The sequence below is a fragment of the Morganella sp. BCCO 40_0007 genome (assembly GCF_032989665.1).
GTDB lineage: Bacteria > Pseudomonadota > Gammaproteobacteria > Enterobacterales > Enterobacteriaceae > Morganella > Morganella sibonii.
This window is the reverse complement of sequence record NZ_JAVBIN010000009.1, coordinates 102,457-121,691: the sequence shown is the minus strand read 5'-3', so window position 1 is coordinate 121,691 and position 19,235 is coordinate 102,457. Positions and strand designations below refer to the sequence as shown.

Annotated in this window: 17 protein-coding genes and 1 riboswitch; of the genes, 6 read left to right on the top strand and 11 right to left on the bottom strand. The window is 53.9% G+C overall.

Features of this window, described 5'->3' with window-relative positions; all coding sequences use genetic code 11:
* Positions 1-8 precede the first annotated feature (8 nt).
* The 4 genes from parE to nudF all read right to left on the bottom strand — a co-directional run bounded on the left by parE (position 9) and on the right by nudF (position 4,157).
* Complete coding sequence (parE, locus tag R5268_RS12390) at positions 9-1,904, bottom strand: DNA topoisomerase IV subunit B (RefSeq protein ID WP_107680182.1); 1,896 nt, start codon at positions 1,902-1,904, stop codon at positions 9-11.
* A gap of 92 nt (positions 1,905-1,996) precedes the next feature.
* A complete protein-coding gene (gene yqiA, locus R5268_RS12385) occupies positions 1,997-2,578 on the bottom strand; it encodes an esterase YqiA (RefSeq protein WP_218455007.1) in 582 nt (193 codons plus the stop codon).
* Positions 2,578-3,411 carry a 3',5'-cyclic-AMP phosphodiesterase gene (gene cpdA, locus R5268_RS12380; RefSeq protein WP_218455006.1) on the bottom strand — a complete coding sequence of 278 codons (834 nt, stop codon included), beginning with the start codon at positions 3,409-3,411 and terminating at the stop codon, positions 2,578-2,580. The genes yqiA and cpdA overlap by 1 nt, the downstream gene beginning before the upstream one ends.
* A gap of 107 nt (positions 3,412-3,518) precedes the next feature.
* Positions 3,519-4,157 (bottom strand): ADP-ribose diphosphatase, encoded by a 639-nt coding sequence (gene nudF, locus R5268_RS12375; RefSeq protein ID WP_230059573.1) that lies wholly within the window; start codon positions 4,155-4,157, stop codon positions 3,519-3,521.
* A gap of 219 nt (positions 4,158-4,376) precedes the next feature.
* Between nudF and tolC the strand changes: the two genes are divergently transcribed.
* The 3 genes from tolC (at position 4,377) to R5268_RS12360 (ending at position 7,886) form a co-directional block, all read left to right on the top strand.
* Positions 4,377-5,741, top strand: a complete 1,365-nt coding sequence (gene tolC / locus R5268_RS12370) for an outer membrane channel protein TolC (protein ID WP_182106482.1) — start codon at positions 4,377-4,379, stop codon at positions 5,739-5,741.
* A 304-nt stretch (positions 5,742-6,045) separates the two neighbouring features.
* Positions 6,046-6,720 (top strand): DUF1190 family protein, encoded by a 675-nt coding sequence (locus R5268_RS12365; RefSeq protein ID WP_107680186.1) that lies wholly within the window; start codon positions 6,046-6,048, stop codon positions 6,718-6,720.
* A 5-nt stretch (positions 6,721-6,725) separates the two neighbouring features.
* Positions 6,726-7,886: a glutathionylspermidine synthase family protein gene (locus R5268_RS12360; protein ID WP_317419428.1), complete on the top strand. Its 1,161-nt coding sequence runs from the start codon at positions 6,726-6,728 to the stop codon at positions 7,884-7,886.
* 77 nt (positions 7,887-7,963) lie between these two features.
* Here R5268_RS12360 and ygiD read toward each other — a convergent pair whose 3' ends face one another.
* Both ygiD and ribB read right to left on the bottom strand, forming a co-directional pair.
* A complete protein-coding gene (gene ygiD, locus R5268_RS12355) occupies positions 7,964-8,743 on the bottom strand; it encodes a 4,5-DOPA dioxygenase extradiol (protein ID WP_317419429.1) in 780 nt (259 codons plus the stop codon).
* Positions 8,744-8,928: 185 nt separating this feature from the next.
* The gene (gene ribB, locus R5268_RS12350) at positions 8,929-9,582 is read right to left on the bottom strand and encodes a 3,4-dihydroxy-2-butanone-4-phosphate synthase (RefSeq protein ID WP_046894134.1); all 654 of its coding nucleotides are present in this window, start codon (positions 9,580-9,582) and stop codon (positions 8,929-8,931) included.
* A gap of 167 nt (positions 9,583-9,749) precedes the next feature.
* A riboswitch (FMN riboswitch) is annotated at positions 9,750-9,895 on the bottom strand.
* Positions 9,896-10,036: 141 nt separating this feature from the next.
* On the opposite strand from ribB, the gene ubiK reads away from it, so the two are divergent.
* Positions 10,037-10,297: a ubiquinone biosynthesis accessory factor UbiK gene (ubiK, locus tag R5268_RS12345; protein ID WP_046894132.1), complete on the top strand. Its 261-nt coding sequence runs from the start codon at positions 10,037-10,039 to the stop codon at positions 10,295-10,297.
* Positions 10,298-10,343: 46 nt separating this feature from the next.
* Here the strand turns inward: ubiK and hldE are convergent, their stop codons facing one another.
* The 3 genes from hldE to R5268_RS12330 all read right to left on the bottom strand — a co-directional run bounded on the left by hldE (position 10,344) and on the right by R5268_RS12330 (position 15,705).
* Positions 10,344-11,771, bottom strand: coding sequence for a bifunctional D-glycero-beta-D-manno-heptose-7-phosphate kinase/D-glycero-beta-D-manno-heptose 1-phosphate adenylyltransferase HldE (gene hldE / locus R5268_RS12340; protein WP_052926326.1), 1,428 nt, complete (start codon positions 11,769-11,771; stop codon positions 10,344-10,346).
* Positions 11,772-11,861: 90 nt separating this feature from the next.
* On the bottom strand, positions 11,862-14,690 hold the full coding sequence (gene glnE / locus R5268_RS12335) for a bifunctional [glutamate--ammonia ligase]-adenylyl-L-tyrosine phosphorylase/[glutamate--ammonia-ligase] adenylyltransferase (RefSeq protein ID WP_317419430.1): 2,829 nt from the start codon (positions 14,688-14,690) through the stop codon (positions 11,862-11,864).
* Positions 14,691-14,736: 46 nt separating this feature from the next.
* Entirely contained in the window at positions 14,737-15,705 is a 969-nt protein-coding gene (locus R5268_RS12330) for an inorganic triphosphatase (protein WP_317419431.1), read from the bottom strand.
* A gap of 228 nt (positions 15,706-15,933) precedes the next feature.
* Between R5268_RS12330 and R5268_RS12325 the strand changes: the two genes are divergently transcribed.
* Positions 15,934-16,551 carry a TIGR04211 family SH3 domain-containing protein gene (locus R5268_RS12325; protein WP_182106474.1) on the top strand — a complete coding sequence of 206 codons (618 nt, stop codon included), beginning with the start codon at positions 15,934-15,936 and terminating at the stop codon, positions 16,549-16,551.
* A 31-nt stretch (positions 16,552-16,582) separates the two neighbouring features.
* On the top strand, positions 16,583-17,761 hold the full coding sequence (locus R5268_RS12320; protein ID WP_218455001.1) for a multifunctional CCA addition/repair protein: 1,179 nt from the start codon (positions 16,583-16,585) through the stop codon (positions 17,759-17,761).
* A gap of 37 nt (positions 17,762-17,798) precedes the next feature.
* Here the strand turns inward: R5268_RS12320 and exbD are convergent, their stop codons facing one another.
* Together exbD and exbB are read right to left on the bottom strand one after the other, a co-directional pair.
* Positions 17,799-18,221 (bottom strand): TonB system transport protein ExbD, encoded by a 423-nt coding sequence (gene exbD, locus R5268_RS12315; protein ID WP_107680192.1) that lies wholly within the window; start codon positions 18,219-18,221, stop codon positions 17,799-17,801.
* 6 nt (positions 18,222-18,227) lie between these two features.
* On the bottom strand, positions 18,228-19,136 hold the full coding sequence (gene exbB, locus R5268_RS12310) for a tonB-system energizer ExbB (protein WP_046894126.1): 909 nt from the start codon (positions 19,134-19,136) through the stop codon (positions 18,228-18,230).
* Positions 19,137-19,235 lie beyond the last annotated feature (99 nt).

Sequence of the window (19,235 nt, the reverse complement as noted above, 5' to 3'; positions counted from 1 at the left end):
GGGTGACATCACACATCCAATTCCACCCGATCGCCTTTTTCCTGCAACCAGTTCCGGCGATCTTCCGCACGTTTCTTCCCGAGGAGCATATCCATCACCGACATCGTTTCCTGATAGTTTTCCTCATTGATAGTGAGCTGTACCAGACGACGGGTATTCGGATCCAGGGTTGTTTCACGCAGCTGGCCCGGGTTCATTTCCCCCAGCCCTTTAAAACGCTGCACATTCGGTTTACCGCGTTTGCGGCTTAATTTATCCAGAATCGCATTTTTTTCATTCTCATCAAGGGCATAATGCACTTCCTTGCCGAGGTCAATACGATAGAGAGGCGGCATTGCCATATAGACATGACCGGCTTTTACCAGCGCCGGGAAGTGACGCACAAACAGCGCGCACAGCAGCGTGGCGATATGCAGTCCGTCCGAGTCCGCATCCGCGAGGATACAGATTTTGCCGTAACGCAGAGTACTTAAATCATCGCTGTCCGGGTCGATACCGATAGCCACGGAAATATCATGCACTTCCTGAGAAGCCAGCACTTCATCCGACGACACTTCCCAGGTATTCAGGATTTTACCGCGCAGCGGCATAATCGCCTGGAATTCACGGTCACGCGCCTGTTTGGCTGAGCCGCCTGCCGAATCCCCTTCCACCAGAAACAGTTCGGTCTGATTCAGATCCTGGGATGAGCAGTCCGCCAGTTTCCCGGGCAATGCCGGGCCTGATGTCAGTTTTTTGCGCACCACTTTTTTCGCGGCACGCAGACGGCGCTGGGCGCTGGCAATCGCCAGTTCCGCCAGCTGTTCCGCAGCCTGCACGTTCTGATTGAGCCACAGGCTGAAAGCATCTTTCACCACACCGCTGACAAACGCCGCACACTGACGTGACGACAGACGTTCTTTAGTCTGCCCTGCGAACTGCGGGTCCTGCATTTTCACGGAAAGCACATAGGCACAGCGCTCCCAGATATCGTCAGCGGATAACTTCACGCCGCGCGGCAGGATATTGCGGAATTCGCAGAACTCGCGGATGCCGTCGAGCAGCCCCTGGCGCAGGCCATTGGCGTGGGTTCCGCCCAGCGGGGTCGGGATCAGGTTGACGTAGCTTTCGGTCAGCAGTTCACCGCCTTCCGGCAGCCACAGCAGTGCCCAGTCCACCTGCTCATTATCCCCGGCATGTTTACCGGTAAACGGTGCTTCCGGCAGGGTCACCAGACCATTGACGTTTTCCATCAGGTAATCGGTCAGACCATCCTGATAGCACCAGCGCTGTTCGGTGTCGTTCACATTATCTTTGAAAAGGATCTCAACACCCGGGCACAGCACGGCTTTGGCTTTCAGCAGGTGTGTCAGCCGGGAGACAGAGAAGCGCGGACTGTCAAAAAACTGCTCATCCGGCCAGAAATGTACACTGGTGCCGGTATTGCGTTTGCCGCACTGCCCGATGACAGCCAGTTCACTGACTTTGTCACCATTTTCAAAGGCAATCTGATAAACCTGTCCGTCACGGCGGACAGTCACTTCAGTGCGTTTTGACAACGCATTGACCACGGAAATACCTACCCCGTGAAGACCACCGGAAAACTGATAGTTTTTATTGGAGAACTTCCCCCCCGCATGCAGGCGGGTCATGATCAGTTCGACCGCAGACACTTTCTCTTCCGGGTGGATATCCACCGGCATGCCGCGCCCGTTGTCAATGACTTCAACAGACTGATCTTTATGTAAAATAACTTCGACAGATTTAGCGTGACCGGCTAAAGCCTCATCGACGCTGTTGTCGATAACTTCCTGAGCAAGGTGATTCGGGCGCGTCGTGTCCGTATACATACCCGGACGGCGGCGGACAGGCTCCAAACCACTGAGGACTTCAATATCCTCTGCGTTATATGATGATTGCGTCATGTTGGATTATCGGTTTTTCGCTAAAAAATAAACAAAATACGTGAATGATACTGGCGATAATACCAGTCCCTGATAAATTTAAATACGATTTTTCATTGGCGGGTAAGGCCGAGGAACTCAACTATCTGCGGAAAAAAACGCTGAAATCCGGTAAATGCGTGGTTTCCGCCGGATTCAATCGTCTGTTTACATGCCACCAGACGGGTGACAGCCTGACGGTAATCCAGCACTTCATCGCCGGTCTGCTGTAATAACCAGATCAAATCCGGTGATTCAACAGGATCGGCAAAAATCGCCCGCAAATCCTGCATATGATGCGGCTCGAGTGTATAACGCTCACCGGTATAAGGATTTTCATTTTCCCCGAGATAGTCCTGAAGCAAATCAAACGGATACACCGCCGGATTAACCACCACCGCGGGAACATCAAACGCCTGCGACAGCCAGATGGCAAAATACCCGCCCAGCGACGACCCGACAATACCGGTATTCTCACCGGCCAGCGAGTTCATCAGATCCTCCAGAAACAGTGCGGCTTCATCCGGATAGCAGGGAAGTTGCGGCTGTAACATCCGGATCTCCGGATAGTGTTCCGCCAGCCACGTTTTCAGCATTGTCCCTTTCTCTGACAACGGAGAACTGTTGAAGCCGTGCAGATAAAGGAGCGTCGCCATCAGTAACCGTCCGAACCCAGATCGGGGCTGAATTCGTCTGTTTCCAGCCGGAACAGCTGTGTACTCAGGGACGGATTGTCACCGGTGGTCAGTTCCAGATAACGCCAGCCCGGAGCGGCGGTGTCCAGCGTGAAATTAGTGCAGTGCGGTTTAAACTGGACACAGGTTGACGGCGTGGCCAGTATGCGGATGCCGTTCCACATGACATCCATATCCTGATGAATATGCCCGCACAGGATAGCTTCAATATTCTGATAGCGGGTCAGAACCTCTGCCAGCATATGTGAGTTGCGCAGACTGTGCTGATCGAGCCAGGTACAGCCGGAGGTCAGAGGATGGTGATGCAGCATCACAACAGTATGACGGCCGGGCTGCTGTGCCAGGCAGTTATCCAACCAGATAAGCTGGTCATCGCTCAGTTCGCCGTGCGGTACGCCCTGAACCTGACTGTCGAGCAGCAGGATCTGCCACTGTTCACCGAGCAGCACCTGTTTGGAGGAAGAGATCCCCGCGGCGGCCAGTTCCTTTGCCATGGACGGCTGATAATCGTGATTGCCCGGCAGCCAGACACACGGCGCCGGTAAACGGGCAATACCGTCCGTAAACCGCTGATAGGCCCGGGTGGTCTGATCCTGAACCAGATCACCGGTGGCTGCAATCAGGTCAGCCGGTAACTGCTGTTTTGCGATAGCATCCAGTACGGCGTGGTAACTGTTCAGGGTATTAATTCCCAGCAGCGTGTCTGTTTCGCCGGCAAAAAGATGCGTATCGGTAATCTGTAAAATTCTGACCGCAGCGCCGTCAGCTACGGGCAAGTGCAACGGGATTTCCAATCGATATCCTTGTGATTTTAACAACTAACATATAATGATAAGTGTTTCGGCGAAGAAGATCTGCAATCCCGCACACAATTCCCCGGTTGCACATAAAAAAATCCGGATTATTTGTCCCGCCACGTTGTGCGTATACGTTCATAATGCAATGTAAGCCACTGAATTGCAATGACAGTTGCTGCGTTATCGATCACACCTTCTTCAACCCACTGATACGCCTGTTCACGGCTGACCACATGAACACGGATGTCCTCGTTCTCCTGTGCCAGCCCGTGTACCCCGCCTGCTGCGGTGGTATCCGCCTCACCGATATACACATACATCCGTTCGGATGTGCCCCCCGGACTTGAAAGATAACTCAGCGCAAAAGTACAACGGCCGATTTTCAGCCCGGCCTCTTCTTCCGCCTCACGACGCACCACATCTTCGGCAGATTCCCCGCTTTTATCGATCATCCCGGCCACCGCCTCCAGCAGCCACGGCGTCTGACTGCTTTCGATCGCCGGTAAACGGATTTGTTCAATCAGCACGATTTCATCACGGATCGGGTCATACGGCAAAATCACACCGGCATTTCCCCGCTCAAACACCTCACGGCGGATTTCCGGGCTCCAGCCGCCCTCAAACAACCGGTGCCGGAAGCGATATTCATTAATTTTAAAAAATCCGGAAAACAGAGTTTTCTGACTGATTATCTCCACGTCATCACAACTGAACGTAAAAGGAAATCCGGATGTGTGTTTCATACTATTTTCTCCGCCGGTAAATCAATTCTGTATGATAAAGGCATTTTTCATCATTTGAGATAAAGAAATTTCCTGCCCGTTGAGGTAAAGTTAAGCTAATTTAACGCAGAAGGCACAAACGGCTACCTTTATTAGCGAGCGGACTCTGCTAGAATTAGAGCCATTTGGTGCTTCCCGTGAGGCAACTGACAGATTAGCGCTGTGCAAAAAGGAATACTAATGAAGAAACTGCTTTCTCTTCTCATTGCTGTGAGTGTGGCAGGTTTCAGCTCTGTCACCCAGGCTGAAGACCTCCTGCAGGTTTATCAAAAAGCGAAAGAGACCAACCCGACCCTCCGTCAGACTCAGGCGGAACGTAACCAGGCTTTTGAAAAAATTAACGAAGCCCGCAGCCCGTTACTGCCGCAGTTAGGTTTAAGCGGAGGTTATGACTACGCCAGCGGTTATCGTGACAACCGTAACCAGGACAGTAATGCGTTAAATGCACAGCTGAGACTGACCCAGACAATTTTTGACATGAGTAAATGGCGTCAGCTGAATATGCAGGAACAAACTGCCGGGATCAGCGACATCACATACCAGAGCGCCCAGCAGCAGCTGATTGTGGATACTGCCGTTGCTTATTTTAACGTTCTGCGTGCGCTGGATACCCTGTCATACGTACAGGCACAGAAAGAAGCCGTCTACCGCCAGCTGGATCAGACCACTCAGCGTTTCAACGTCGGTCTGGTAGCCATTACTGACGTGCAGAACGCCCGTGCCAACTACGACAGCGTTCTGGCGCAGGAAGTAGCCGGCCGTAACGATGTCGAAAACGCCATTGAAATGCTGCGTCAGGTGAGTGGTGTTTATTACAGCGAATTATCCTCACTGGATGTCAACCGCTTTAAAACCAATGCACCGGATGCCATCGAAGCACTGCTGAAAGAAGCGCAGGAACGTAACCTGAACCTGCTGAGTGCCACGCTGAGCCGTAATCTCGCGAAAGAGCAGATCAGTCTGTCGGAATCCGGTCACTATCCGACCGTGGGCCTGACAGCCAGTACCGGAGTCACCAATACCGACTACAGCGGCAGCGGCTATCCTGCCGGTCGTCCGGATAACAGCTACGCCGGTCAGAGCACCATTGGTGTGAACGTCAGTATCCCGCTGTACACCGGCGGCAACGTCTCATCACAGGTTGATCAGGCACAGTACGGTTACACCGCTGCGAGTGAAAAACTGGAAGCGACACTGCGCCAGGTTGTTCAGACCACCCGTTCTTCGTATAACAACATCAACGCCTCAATCAGCAGCGTGAACGCCTATAAACAGGTCGTCACCTCTGCGGAAAGCTCACTGGATGCAACCGAAGCCGGTTATCAGGTGGGTACGCGTACGATTGTGGATGTGCTGAACGCCACCACTACCCTGTATGATGCGAAGAAAAGCCTGTCTAACGCCCGTTATGACTATCTGATTAACCAGCTTTATATCGGCCAGGCACGCGGCACACTGAACGAAGACGATATCCTGCGCCTTAACCAGGTGCTGGGCAAAGCGATTTCCACATCGCCGGCGTCAGTGACAAACACTGCCCGCTGATCTTCATACGATATGACGATAAACCCGCTCCGGCGGGTTTTTTTATGCTTTTGCTGTGTATAAGGACAATATTTCTGCCGGGCAGTGAAATATCAGGTTATATAGCGTAATCCGCAATATAATTACGCCTGACAGACACATTTTGTCGGTAAAAATACCGCGATACCGGTATCTTTTTTTTCTGTTAAACCGATTTAATTCACATCAGATGCAAAAAGCAGATTATTGCTTTAATTTCACACAGTTTTCCCCTATCCTAGACAGTTATTACCTCTCCATGAAACCGTTTCCGGATATTACAACGATGACAATGAAACGCACCAAGAATATTAACCGCGACGCTTTCCGCAAAACCTGGCGTCAGTACCGCCTGGCACCTGTTGCGGCTGCTGTCGGCGCTGTTCTGATGTTAACCGCCTGCGATGAAGCCGATGAAACCGTTGCGCTCTACACCACCGCAGAGCAGTGCTCCGCCGCGAACCCGTCACAGGCCGGTGAATGCACCACTGCTTATAACAACGCGCTGGAAGAAGCGGCAAAAACTGCACCGAAATATGCCACCCGTGAAGACTGTGTGGCGGAATTCGGTGAAGCCCAGTGTACTCAGGCACCCACTGAGCTGGCAAACAACAGCCAGCAGCAACAGCCTGCCCAGGCTTCCGGCAGCTTCTGGATGCCGCTGATGGCCGGTTATATGATGGGCCGTATGATGGGCGGTGGTGCAGCAGCCTCTCAGCCGCTGTTCACGTCCCGTAACCCGGCAAGCCCGGCTAACGGTAAATTTGTTGATGCCACCGGCAAGAACTACGGTTCCGCCACCGGCGGGCGCAGCATGACTGTGCCGAAAACTGCCATGGCACCAAAACCGGCCACCACAACCACCACCACGCGTGGCGGGTTCGGTGACAGCGTGGCGAAACAAAACACGATGCAGCGCTCATCCGGCAGCAGTTCATCTTCCCGTTCAATGGGCGGCTGATTTGCATGAAACGCGTACCGATTAGCGAGCGCCCTGACTGGCGCGGGAAAGCCGAGGAATTCGGCTTTCATTTTCATACCATGTACGGCGAACCGTACTGGTCAGAAGATGCCTGTTACCAGTTCACGCTGGCACAAATCGATGAAATCGAGGAAGTGACTAACGAACTGCATCAGATGTGTCTTCAGGTGGTGGATAAAGTCACTCAAAGTGACGAGCTGATGGCCCGTTTTCAAATCCCGAAACACTGCCGGGATTTCGTGCGTGAGTCATGGGCAACCCGCCAGCCGTCGCTCTATTCCCGCCTGGATCTGGCTTATGACGGCGTTAACCCGCCGAAGTTACTGGAAAACAATGCGGATACACCGACGTCGCTGTACGAATCCGCTTTTTTCCAGTGGATCTGGCTGGAAGACCAGATTGCCGCCGGAAACCTGCCGGAAAATGCCGATCAGTTCAACGGTATTCAGGAAAAGCTGATTGAGCGCTTCGGTGTGCTGGCGGAAGAGTACGGGTTCCGTTATCTGCATATGGCCTGCTGTCAGGATTCTGTGGAAGATCGCGGCACAATCCAGTATTTACAGGATTGTGCGCAGGAAGCCGGTGTCACCACTGATTTTCTGTTTATTGAAGATATCGGGCTGGGCGATCGCGGTGAGTTTACTGATCTTCAGGATCAGATTATCAGCAATATGTTTAAACTCTATCCGTGGGAATTTATGATGCGGGAGATTTTCTCCACCAAGCTGACGGATGCCGGTGTACGCTGGCTGGAACCGGCCTGGAAGAGCATTATTTCCAACAAAGCCCTGCTGCCGATGCTGTGGGAAATGTTCCCGGATCACCCAAACCTGCTGCCTGCTTATTTTTCGGATAAACCGTATCCGGAAATGGAAAGCTACGTTATCAAGCCGTTGTTCTCCCGCGAAGGTGCCAACATCCGTATTATCGAAAACGGCAAAGAAATTGCCGCCGCGGACGGCCCTTACGGTGAAGAGGGTATGATTGTCCAGCAGTTCCATCCCCTGCCGAAATTCGGCGACAGCTATACCCTCGTGGGCAGCTGGCTGGTGAATGATGAATCTGCCGGGATCTGTATCCGTGAAGATAAAGAGCTGATCACCCAGGATCTCTCCCGTTTCTATCCGCATGTCATTATTGACTGACGAATAGTTTCTGGCTGATACAAAAATCCCCGCGATATCCGGTATCGCGGGGATTTTTTTATAACGAAAAGACATCGTCAGCCGACTTTGACTGTCAGCATACTCAGTGAGCCGGATTCAACACCATCCACCGGTACGGTGACAGGTTCACTGCCCTGCCGCAGACCCAGGATATAGAGCAGCGGCAGATAATGTTCCGGCGACGGATTCGACCGTTTGCCATCTTCGCGCTCAAGCGCATTCACCAGCGGATGCGGCCGGGTGTCGCTCTCCAGGTTATCCCGCACGAAATTATTAAAACTCACTGCCCACGGATACGGTTCCGCCTGCGCATTCTGCCAGTCCATCTCGCGCAGATTATGCACCACATTACCACTGCCGAGGACCAGTATCCCTTCATCACGCAACGCAGCCAGCTTACGGCCGGTATCGTAATGCCATTGCGCCGGTTTGCTGCCGTCGAGGCTGAGCTGTACCACCGGGATATCCGCATCCGGATACATTTTCACTAAGATCCCCCAGCTGCCGTGATCTAACCCCCATTCACCGTGATCTTCCCCGATATTGTCATTACTGAGCAGATCTTTTACCCGCGCCACCAGCGCCGCTGAGCCGGGAGCCGGATATTCCGTTTCATGCAGTGCCTGCGGAAAACCGCGAAAATCATGGATAGTGCGCGGATGCGCAGCCGATGTCAGCCACGTCCCCTGCGTATACCAGTGTGCGGAAATCACCAGAATGGCGGACGGGCGCGGCATCTGTTCTCCCAGTTGCCGCCAGGTTTCTGTATAACGGTTGGTTTCCAGGACATTCATCGGGCTGCCGTGACCTGCAAACAGAGCCGGTAATCGTTTCATTGCTGACCTCACACAAAAATTATTCACTGAGATCAGTGTATGCCATTCCGGGATTTATCACGCAGGGTAATCATGATGAAGTTGTTCAAAAAATATGACGGGGACACAGATACAAAAATGCCGCTGTGTCAGCAGCGGCATTCTCAGGATTTCAGTCTGTTCAGTTACTGACCCTGTCAGTGATCTCAGCCCGCTTTCGCCATTAACTGCTCGCGGTACTGAACCAGGTCATCAATCGTCACGACCGGCATATCATGTTGTTTTGCAAACACGATAACTTCCGGTGCACGGGCCATTGAGCCGTCGTCGTTGGTCAGTTCACACAGCACACCGTACGGCTTCAGACCGGCGAGTGTCGCCAGGTCAACAGACGCTTCGGTATGACCGCGGCGGGTTAATACTCCGCCATTCTGCGCACGCAGCGGGAACACATGCCCCGGACGGTTCAGATCCGCCGGTACAGCGCCATCCGCGACTGCGGCACGGATTGTGGTGATGCGGTCTGCCGCAGAAACCCCGGTGGTCACACCGTGAGCGGCTTCAATCGTCACCGTAAAACCGGTTTTGAACTGGCTGGAGTTGTTCTCCACCATCATCGGCAGGTCAAGCTGCTGACGGCGTTCGTCAGTCAGGCACAGGCACACAATACCGCTGCCGTGACGGATGGTCAGCGCCATCTGCTCAACGGTCATGGTTTCGGCGGCGAACACCATGTCGCCTTCGTTTTCGCGGTTTTCATCATCGAGTACCATAACGCCCCGTCCCTGACGGATAGCTGCAATGGCACGTTCTGCACGTTCAATCGGATTGCCGTAATCTGATAACAGCGTCTGATTCATGGTAAATAAACCTCATCGTAATTAAAAATGATTACCAGAACCAGGGCATCTTAGGAGTTGCATACATATCATAAAGCCATGTCATAAAACCATGCCGCAGCAGGTTGTTACCCGCACAGATAATTGATGATATGCGATCGGACGGGCGGATTTCACCCGGCTGATGCTGACTCTCTCCCATCCGGACTATAACCGTCGGCCCCGGAATTACACCGGATCTGCTGACCTTCACCTGGGTGAAGCGCTCGCGGGCTTCATTCGCACTGGAATGTTTACCGCCGGTGGGGACTTTCACCCCGCCCTGAGATAGCGTGATCACTATACCCCCGATAAATCATCCCGGCCAGTGGTTATTTTTACAGGGAGCTCAAAATGAGAACTCAGACTGGTTCAGAATCCCGTAACAGGTTACTATTTGCGGCATAACGATCCTCCGGCTCAGAAAGGAAAAATCATGATTGACCCGAAAAAAATTGAACAGATTGCCACACAGCTGCAAAGCGCACTGCCGAAAGGTGTGCGGGAGATCGGAGCGGATATCGATAAAAAGATGCGGGCTGTTTTACAGTCACAGCTTGGTAAGCTGGATTTAGTCAACCGCGAAGAGTTTGATGTGCAGACACAGGTGCTGCTGCGTACCCGTGAAAAGCTGTCACAGATGGAGAAACGTCTGGCGGAGCTGGAAGCGCGCCTGGCAGAAAAAGGCGGCGAGTAACACCAACAGGAGATACGCAATGCGTATCTCCTGAATAATCAGTCTGTTACTTTGATTTATTGATAGTATTAATGATATTAGTAGTGGAAATACCATCCTCAAAATTGAGGACTTTCACTTCACCGCCTGCGGCCCACACTTCCTCACTCCCGGCGATCTCTTCCGGACGGTAATCCCCGCCCTTCACCAGCACATCCGGCAGGACAGAGGCAATCAGACGCTGCGGTGTATCTTCCTCAAACGGCACCACCCAATCCACGGCACCCAGTGCGCCGAGCACAATCATGCGCTGATCCAGCGGGTTAACCGGACGGCTTTCGCCTTTCAGGCGTTTGGTGGAAGCATCACTGTTCACCGCCACAATCAGGCGATCTCCCAGTTTGCGGGCATTGGCAAGATAAGAAACATGTCCGGCGTGCAGAATATCAAAGCAGCCGTTGGTCATCACCACTTTCTCGCCGCGCTGGCGGGCATCCGCCACGGCCTGATGCAGCTCTTCTTCGGTCATCACACCAAAGCCGTTATCACTGCGGCCGCGCACGGCATTTTCCAGCTCAACCGGTGATACCGTGGATGTCCCCAGCTTACCGACCACGACACCCGCCGCCGCATTCGCCAGCGCACAGGATTCATCCAGGGTTTTTCCGGCCGCCAGCGAGGTTGCCAGCACACCGATTACCGTATCCCCGGCACCGGTCACATCAAAGACTTCCTGAGCCAGTGTCGGCAGATGCAGAGCCGGTTGTCCCGGACGCAGCAGGCTCATGCCCTGCTCGGAGCGGGTCACCAGCAGTGCCTGTAAATCAAAATCACGGATAACTTTCAGGCCTTTTTCTTCGATATCGGCATTATCGGTGCATTTTCCGGCCACGGCTTCAAACTCTGACATATTCGGTGTCAGCAGGGTTGCGCCGCGATAACGGGCAAAATCGGTGCCTTTCGGGTCGATCAGGATCGGCACGCCGGATTTACGGGCCAGTGCGATCATCTCTTCCACATGCGCCAGCGCGCCTTTGGCGTAATCAGACAGCACCAGTGCGCCGATGTGCGGCAGCGCCTGTGCGATACGTTCGAGTATCGGCTGCGGATCGACATCCGAAAAACCTTCTTCAAAATCCAGGCGGATCAGCTGCTGGCTGCGGGATAACACGCGCAGCTTGGTGATCGTCGGGTGTGTCGGCAGGCCGACAAAATCACAGCGGACTTTGACATCATTCAGGCGCTCGGTCAGTGCGCGGGCGGCGTCATCAATACCGGTCAGTCCCACTAGGCGGGAATTCGCTCCCAGAGAGGCGATGTTCATAGCCACGTTTGCCGCGCCGCCGGGACGCTCTTCAATTTCAGTGACTTTAACCACCGGTACCGGGGCTTCCGGGGAGATCCGGCTGGTCGGCCCGTGCCAGTAACGATCTAACATCACATCACCGACGACTAAAACTGCGGCATTCTGAAAATCCGGGAGTGTTACTTTCATTCCCTGCTCCACCTTATGAATAACGAAATTATTGCTGATAATATCACAAACCGGCCACCGGACAGAAAATCCGCGTACGGCCGCCGGTATTTATTCCCCGAGCCAGTGCAGCCAGCGGGCACGGACAAATTCGCGCTCTGCGGCAAATTCGGTCAGCGGTACCACACCGGACTTATCCTGCAACGAGAGATGATGCAGCCTGTCGCGCATCATAATATAAGCCGCGGTCAGCCGCAGAGATTCCTCTTCCGGCATCACATCATAGTTTGCCATCAGTTCAAAAATCCGGACATTATCAGACCAGCGGATCAGTGCCTTATTTTCCGGCGCAAAACGCAGTACCAGATACTGGGCGATAAATTCAATATCCGTGATCCCGCCCGGATCAGTTTTGATGTTAAACACACTGTCGTCACGGCTGCCGAGATGCTGATACATTTTTTCACGCATCTCACGGACATCCTGTTTCAGTTGCGCGTTATCACGCTGACGGCACAAAATATCACGGCGGATGCCGTCAAAACGGGCGGCAATCGCCTCATCGCCATACACCTGGCGAGCACGGATCAGAGCCTGATGTTCCCAGGTCCAGGCACTGTTCTGCTGGTAATCCGCAAACGCTTCCAAAGTGCTGACCAGCATCCCGGCCTCTCCGGACGGGCGCAGACGGGCATCCACCTCATACAGCACGCCGGATGACGTGCGGGTGCTGAACAGATGCATAATGCGCTGCGCCAGACGCAGATAGAACTGCCGCGCGTCGATTTCACGCGGGCCGGTGGTTTGTGTGCCTTCCGGACAATCCAGCAGGAATACCAGGTCGAGATCCGAACTGTAACCCAGTTCCCAGCCGCCCAGCTTGCCGTAGCCGATCACCGCAAAACCTTTGTCCCCGCCGCGGGCCAGATGTGCAGGTTCACCGTAGCGTCTGACCATCTGCCCCCACGCCTGCTGTACCACGGCGGCGATCATTGCTTCCGCCAGCCAGGTCAGGTGATCACTTACTTTCATCACCGGCAGCACACCGGTGATATCTTCCGCCGCGATCCGCAGCAGCTGCGCCTGTTTAAACTGGCGGAGAGCCTCAAGCTGCTGTTCCTCATCCTCCTCCGGAACCCGCATCAGATACTGACGCAGCTCATCACGGTACGCATTCAGCGGTAACGGCTGATAGAGCGACGCCGGGTCCAGCAGTTCATCAAGCAGCAGCGGATGACGCGCCAGTTGCACGGCTATCATCGGGGATGCCGCACACAACCGCACCACGTGCGTCAGCACCACATCAGATTCCAGCAGCAGCTCCAGATAGGTTGTCCGGCTGACTATACTGAGCAGCAGCGGCGTCAGACGTTGTAACACCCGTTGCGCATCCGGCTGTGGTGCCAGTTTCGCCAGCAGTTTGGGCAGCAGCTGATCGAGCACATCCCGCCCGCGCGGCCCGATGGTCCGCTTACCGAGATCCTGACGGAATCCCTGTAAACCGGTCAGAAACTGCGCGGCATCGTCCTCGTTCAGCTGAAACAGTGAGGTGATATCACTCAGTTCCGGCTCACTCTCCCACAACGAGATAAAGGGTTGTAACGCGGTTTCATCGTCACTTTCCTCATCATCCTCGCCGATAAGGTCGGTAAATATCTGATGTACTGCCGCCATTTTGCTGTTCAGCACCGTTTCCAGATCCGCCCACGAGGCTGTATCCATTCCCTGAGCCAGCCGCGCCTGATCAACAGGCGAGTCCGGCAGCGTCTGTGTCTGGCTGTCATTAATGGCCTGCAACAGGTTTTCCAGCCGCCGCAGATAAGCATAAGCATCCAGCAGCTGCGCGACCTGTTCCTCACCAAGCAGCCCCAGCCGGGCAATTTCCGCCAGCGCCGCATGCAGGGATTGTGTCTGTAACCCCGGTTCACGCCCGCCGCGGATCAGCTGAAAGACCTGGGTGATAAACTCCACTTCCCTGATCCCCCCGGCACCGAGCTTGATATTGTTTGTCAGCCCGCGCCGCCTGACTTCGCGGCCAATCATGCCTTTCATATTACGCAGAGACTGGATCACACTGAAATCGATATAACGGCGGTAAACAAACGGGCGCAGCATCCGGCGCAGCGTTTCACTGTAAGCAGAGTCATCACGACCGAGAATGCGCGCTTTGACCATCGCATAACGCTCCCAGTCACGACCCTGCTCCTGATAGTAATCTTCGAGAGCGGAAAAACTGAATACCAGCGGCCCGCTGTCGCCGAACGGCCGCAGACGCATATCCACGCGGTAAACAAAACCGTCCGCCGTCGTGTGATCCAGCATTCTGATAATTTTTTGTCCCAGGCGGGTAAAGAACTGCGCATTTTCCAGTTCACGACGGCCACCCTGCGTGACACCGTTTTCCGGATAAGCAAAAATGAGGTCAATATCGGAGGAGAAATTCAGTTCACCGCCGCCCAGCTTTCCCATTCCGAGGATCAGCAGCGGCATCGCACTGCCGTCCGGCGAACAGGGCGTGCCCCAGTCCGCACAACAACGCTGATAAAGCCAGTCGCGGGCGGCGATAATCAGGACTTCCGCCAGCTCGCTGATCTGGCGCAGCGTCTCTTCTGTCGTACTCCGGCGCAGGAGCTGCATCACCGCAATACGCATCAGCATCTGATAACGAAACAGACGCAGTACCCGCATCACATCCTCTTCCTGCGCGGTATCCGTCATCATCTCCGCCAGCCGGGCGGCATAATTGCGCCATTCATCCGGTTGCGGCGGGGTGTTGCGCAAAGCAGATAACCAGTCCGGATGGCGGATGCACTGCTCCGCCACAAAATCACTGCCGGCAAAAATTATCTCTTCCTGTTCAGAGTACGGCGCCGTGCCGGTATCAAGCCGGGCGGTTACCCGCTCAGCAATCTGGCGGAGTATCGGGGTCAGCGGCAGCATCAATGTTCCTTTTGTTATCAGATTCACATTGCAGTTCAAAACCCGGTTATGGCATGGCGGGAGCCGCCATCCACAGTGCAAAAAACCATTGTGTGAAAGCCAGTTTACACTGCAACCATACCGGACTGAAACAGACATCCTCAGGTTTTGCATCTGCTGATGCCAGTGCGGCGGCGACGTCAGGCAGCGGGCAGTCACGGACAAAATCAGGTACCGCGCCGGGATACCGGTCAGCCATTGTCAGCAGCAGGGAAATCGTCTGCCGCAGCGCCGGTAACGCACCGTCCGCATTCAGCAGCCAGGCTTCTTCAAGGCTCTGCCACTGTTTGATCAGACGGACAACCACATCCGTCAGGGGAGCCTGTGGCTCCAGTTCCGTAAACAATTCCGGTAATTCCGGTACCGGGGCGCCCTGTGCCAGCCAGTAACCGCGTGCGGCTTTGCTGCGCCCGGCAAGGCGTAATCCCGGCAGTTCCGCCAGCGCTTTTGCCGCCGTCAGTAGATCAGCAGCAGAGCCCGCCTTCAGCTCCATCTCAAATTCACAAATCGGGCATTCCGCCTCTCCGGCAACCACACTGCCCTGATCCAGCACGGCTTCCACCACACTGTTATTCACCGTCAGCAGCCACTTTTCACGGGCAAAATCTGTGGTAAAGCGGGCATGCAGTGATGATTGCAGCGCCGCAACATCCGTTTCCGGCGGCCAGACTTCCGCAGGCAGTGCGGCTAAATCCAGTTCCGGCCGGGACAGCGGAATATTATATTCAGGACGCTGATGTAACCCGCCGATATCATTACCGGCTGTTTTCAGGGTCATTTCATATTCAGTATCACATCCCCGGATACGCAGGCCCATATCCCACTTACGCAACGTATCATCCGCTGTTTCAAAATAGCTGTTAGTCAGGCGGACAGCACGGAAATGCTGATGAGGAAAGGCTGTCAGTCCGGTGATAACGGCGGCAATCGCCTCCGGTTTTACTGCAAATTTCAGTTCTGTTTCGTAATCGCTCATAGACATTCCCGCCATCCTGTACTGTTATTTATCATCAGCCCGGCCTTGCTTTCGTCATAAAAATGACTCTGATTTGTTATCATCAGCCGGATTTTTCGCTGTTTATCTACTTTATCCCGTCATTTATTCCGCGGTTAAGAGTAATCTCATGGCTGTTTAACGTTTGCACCCGCACACTTAACTCATTAGTATGATATTCATAACCAACGATTGATAAAGCTGATGACGATGAAAAAACTCGCCTTACTCCCTTTGCTGTTTGCAGCAACTGTCAGCATTACCGCACATGCTGAAGAAACCCGTTACGTCTCCGACGATCTCTCCACCTATGTGCACAGCGGCCCGAGCAACCGCTACCGCATCGCCGGCTCACTCAATTCCGGTGAGAAAGTCACGATGCTTGATGTCAATAATGAAACCGGCTTTGTCCGGGTCCGTGACAGCAAAAACCGCGATGTCTGGTTACCGAAAGAGCTGCTGAGCACCACACCCAGCCTGAAAGAGCGCGTTCCTGCCATGGAAGAAGAGATTCAGACACTGCGCGGTAAACTCGCCAATATCGACGGCACCTGGAACGACAAAACGGCAGATATGCAAAACCGCGTGGCTGCCAGTGATGATATCATCAATAACCTGAAAAAAGAGAATGACAGCCTGCGTAATCAGGTTGTGGTCGCAAAGAAAAAACTGGATGCCATCAGTGTGCAGTTAGATGATAAACAGCGCGATATTATTCTGCAGTGGTTTATGTACGGCGGCGGTGTGGCCGGTGCCGGTCTGCTGCTGGGTCTGCTGCTGCCGCATATGATCCCGCGCCGGAAGAAAAAAGATCGCTGGATGAACTGAGACTCACAGTAAGCGCAGTACGGAGAAAAATGTGGATATCTATCTGGTCGGCGGCGCAGTCCGCGATGCACTGCTGGGTCTTCCTGTCTCGGACAGAGACTGGGTGGTTGTCGGCGCGACTCCTGACATCATGCTGGAACGCGGCTATCAGCAGGTCGGGCGCGATTTTCCTGTTTTTCTCCATCCCGGTACCCGTGAAGAGTATGCCCTCGCGCGGACAGAGCGGAAAACCGGCGCCGGATACACCGGTTTTGCCTGCTACAGTGCGCCGGATGTCACGCTGGAAGATGATTTACAGCGCCGTGATCTGACCATCAATGCCATGGCGCAATCGGCTGACGGCACACTGTATGACCCGTATCACGGGGCGGATGATCTGAAAAACCGTATTCTCCGTCATGTTTCTGAGGCGTTCACGGAAGATCCGCTGCGTGTCCTGCGGGTAGCGCGCTTTGCTGCCCGTTTTGCACCGCAGGGATTTGTGATTGCGCCGGAAACCCTTGAGCTGATGTCTGCCATCACACAACAGGGAGAGCTTGCACACCTGACGGCAGAACGGGTCTGGAAAGAGACTGAAAAAGCGCTTAACAGCCCGCGTCCGGATATCTACTTTTCTGTACTGCGCCGTTGCGGCGCGCTGGCTGCGCTGTTTCCGGAACTGGAAACCCTGTTTTGCGCCACTGACGGCCAGACCGGTTATGACATCCTGACCGCCGGACTTCTGCTCCGGACAGTACTTTTGACAAACAGCACCGATATCCGCTTTGCCGCATTGTGTCTTTATCTGAGCTGTCACAGTAGCGGAGAGGGAACGTCTGCCATTCAGCAACTGTCAGAGCGCCTGCGGGTGCCGAACCCGGCACGGGATCTGGCTCTGCTTGCCACCTGTCATTACCGGACGGTTCATGATATCGGTCAGCTGACCGCAGACGATATTATTGCTTTGTTTGATTCCCTGGATGCCTGGCGTAAACCGGAACGCATCACACAACTGGCTGTCCTTTGTGAAGCGGATTACCGCAGCCGGATAGCACCGGAAGCAACAGATTATCCGCAGGGGCATATTCTGGCGGAGGCCTTCATGCTTGCACAGAACGTTGCCGTCAAACCGGTTATTGAGGCCGGTTTCAAAGGTGCGGATATCAAAGCGGAGCTCACCCGCCGCCGTGCTGAAGCCGTCGGAGAGTGGCAACAAAAAAGCCGTTCATGATGAACGGCTTTTTTATTTCAGGCTGATCAGTCTGCGGCTATTTCTCCGCAGACTCCATACCCACTAACCCGACTTTCAGATATCCCGCTTTACGCAGGGCATCCATAATGCCCATCAGCGTTTCGTAATCGACCGTTTTATCTGCCTGGAAGAAGATCGTGGTTTCCTTATTGGATTCTGTGGTCTGATCCAGGATCTGAGCCAGTGTTTCTTTTGTGACTTCCTGCTCACCCACCAGCAGCTGATTATCCGCTTTCACCGTCAGAAAGACCGGTTTTTCCGGACGCGGCTGTGGTTTTGCCGTTGAGGCCGGCAGGTTCACTTTAATATCAACAGTTGCCAGCGGCGCGGCCACCATAAAGATGATCAGCAGAACCAACATCACATCAATAAAGGGTGTGACGTTAATGTCATGCAATTCGCCGCTGTCATCCAACTCTTCGTTAAGACGCATTGCCATCAGATATTACCCTGCTTTGCTGTCTGCCAGGTCGAGATCACGGCCCAGCCATAAAATAGTGTGTGCTGCGGTATCCCCCAGATCCCCGCGGTAAGCAGAAATCATACGGGCAAAGATGTTGTAGATCACCACAGCCGGAATTGCCGCTACCAGACCTAATGCCGTTGCCAGCAGTGCTTCTGCGATCCCCGGTGCCACCACAGCAAGGTTGGTGGTCTGTGAGTGGGCGATGCCGATGAAGCTGTTCATGATACCCCATACGGTACCAAACAGACCGACAAATGGTGAGATAGCCCCGATAGTCGCCAGATAGCCGTTACCGCGCCCCATATGACGGGCAACACCCGCCACGATGCGCTCCTGACGGAACGTCACACGGTCTTTGATACCGCTCAGGTCACGACTTTTTTCTGATGCAGTCCGCTCATTTACGGCATCAAGTATCAGCATCCGGGTAACACTCTTTTTCCCGAACGTATCGGCAATAGCTGCGGCTTCATCCAGCGAACGTGCGCCGCTTATTGCGTCAGCTTCACGGCGGATACGGCGGCGGGAAGCGATAAGGTCGGCACCCTTGGCAAAGAAAATAGCCCAGGTAATCACTGAAGCGATAATAAGGCCGATCATAACCGATTTAACGATCATATCTGCGCCCTGATACATGGAAATCACGGACAGTTCTGCCGCAAAACCACGGTTGCCGTCTGCCGGAGCTGAACTGATTTCCTGAACAGGAACTTCTGCCGCAGTTGCAGGTACCACCGGTTGTTCAGGTGTCTGAGCAGGCTGACCGGCTGTTGCTGCCGGCGCGGTGACAGGTGTTGTTGTCGCTGGTGTGACAGCAGCAGTGTTATCTGCAAATGCACTGCCGGTTAAACATAATGCCAATAGCACAGAAACGGTCAAATTACGCATCAGTTGGCCTTCAACTCTCTTTTGTTATGAACTTTTTTTCAGCAAAAAATAAATCGTGTTATTCATCGCTACCCAAAAACGAAACCCGCTGATCATATC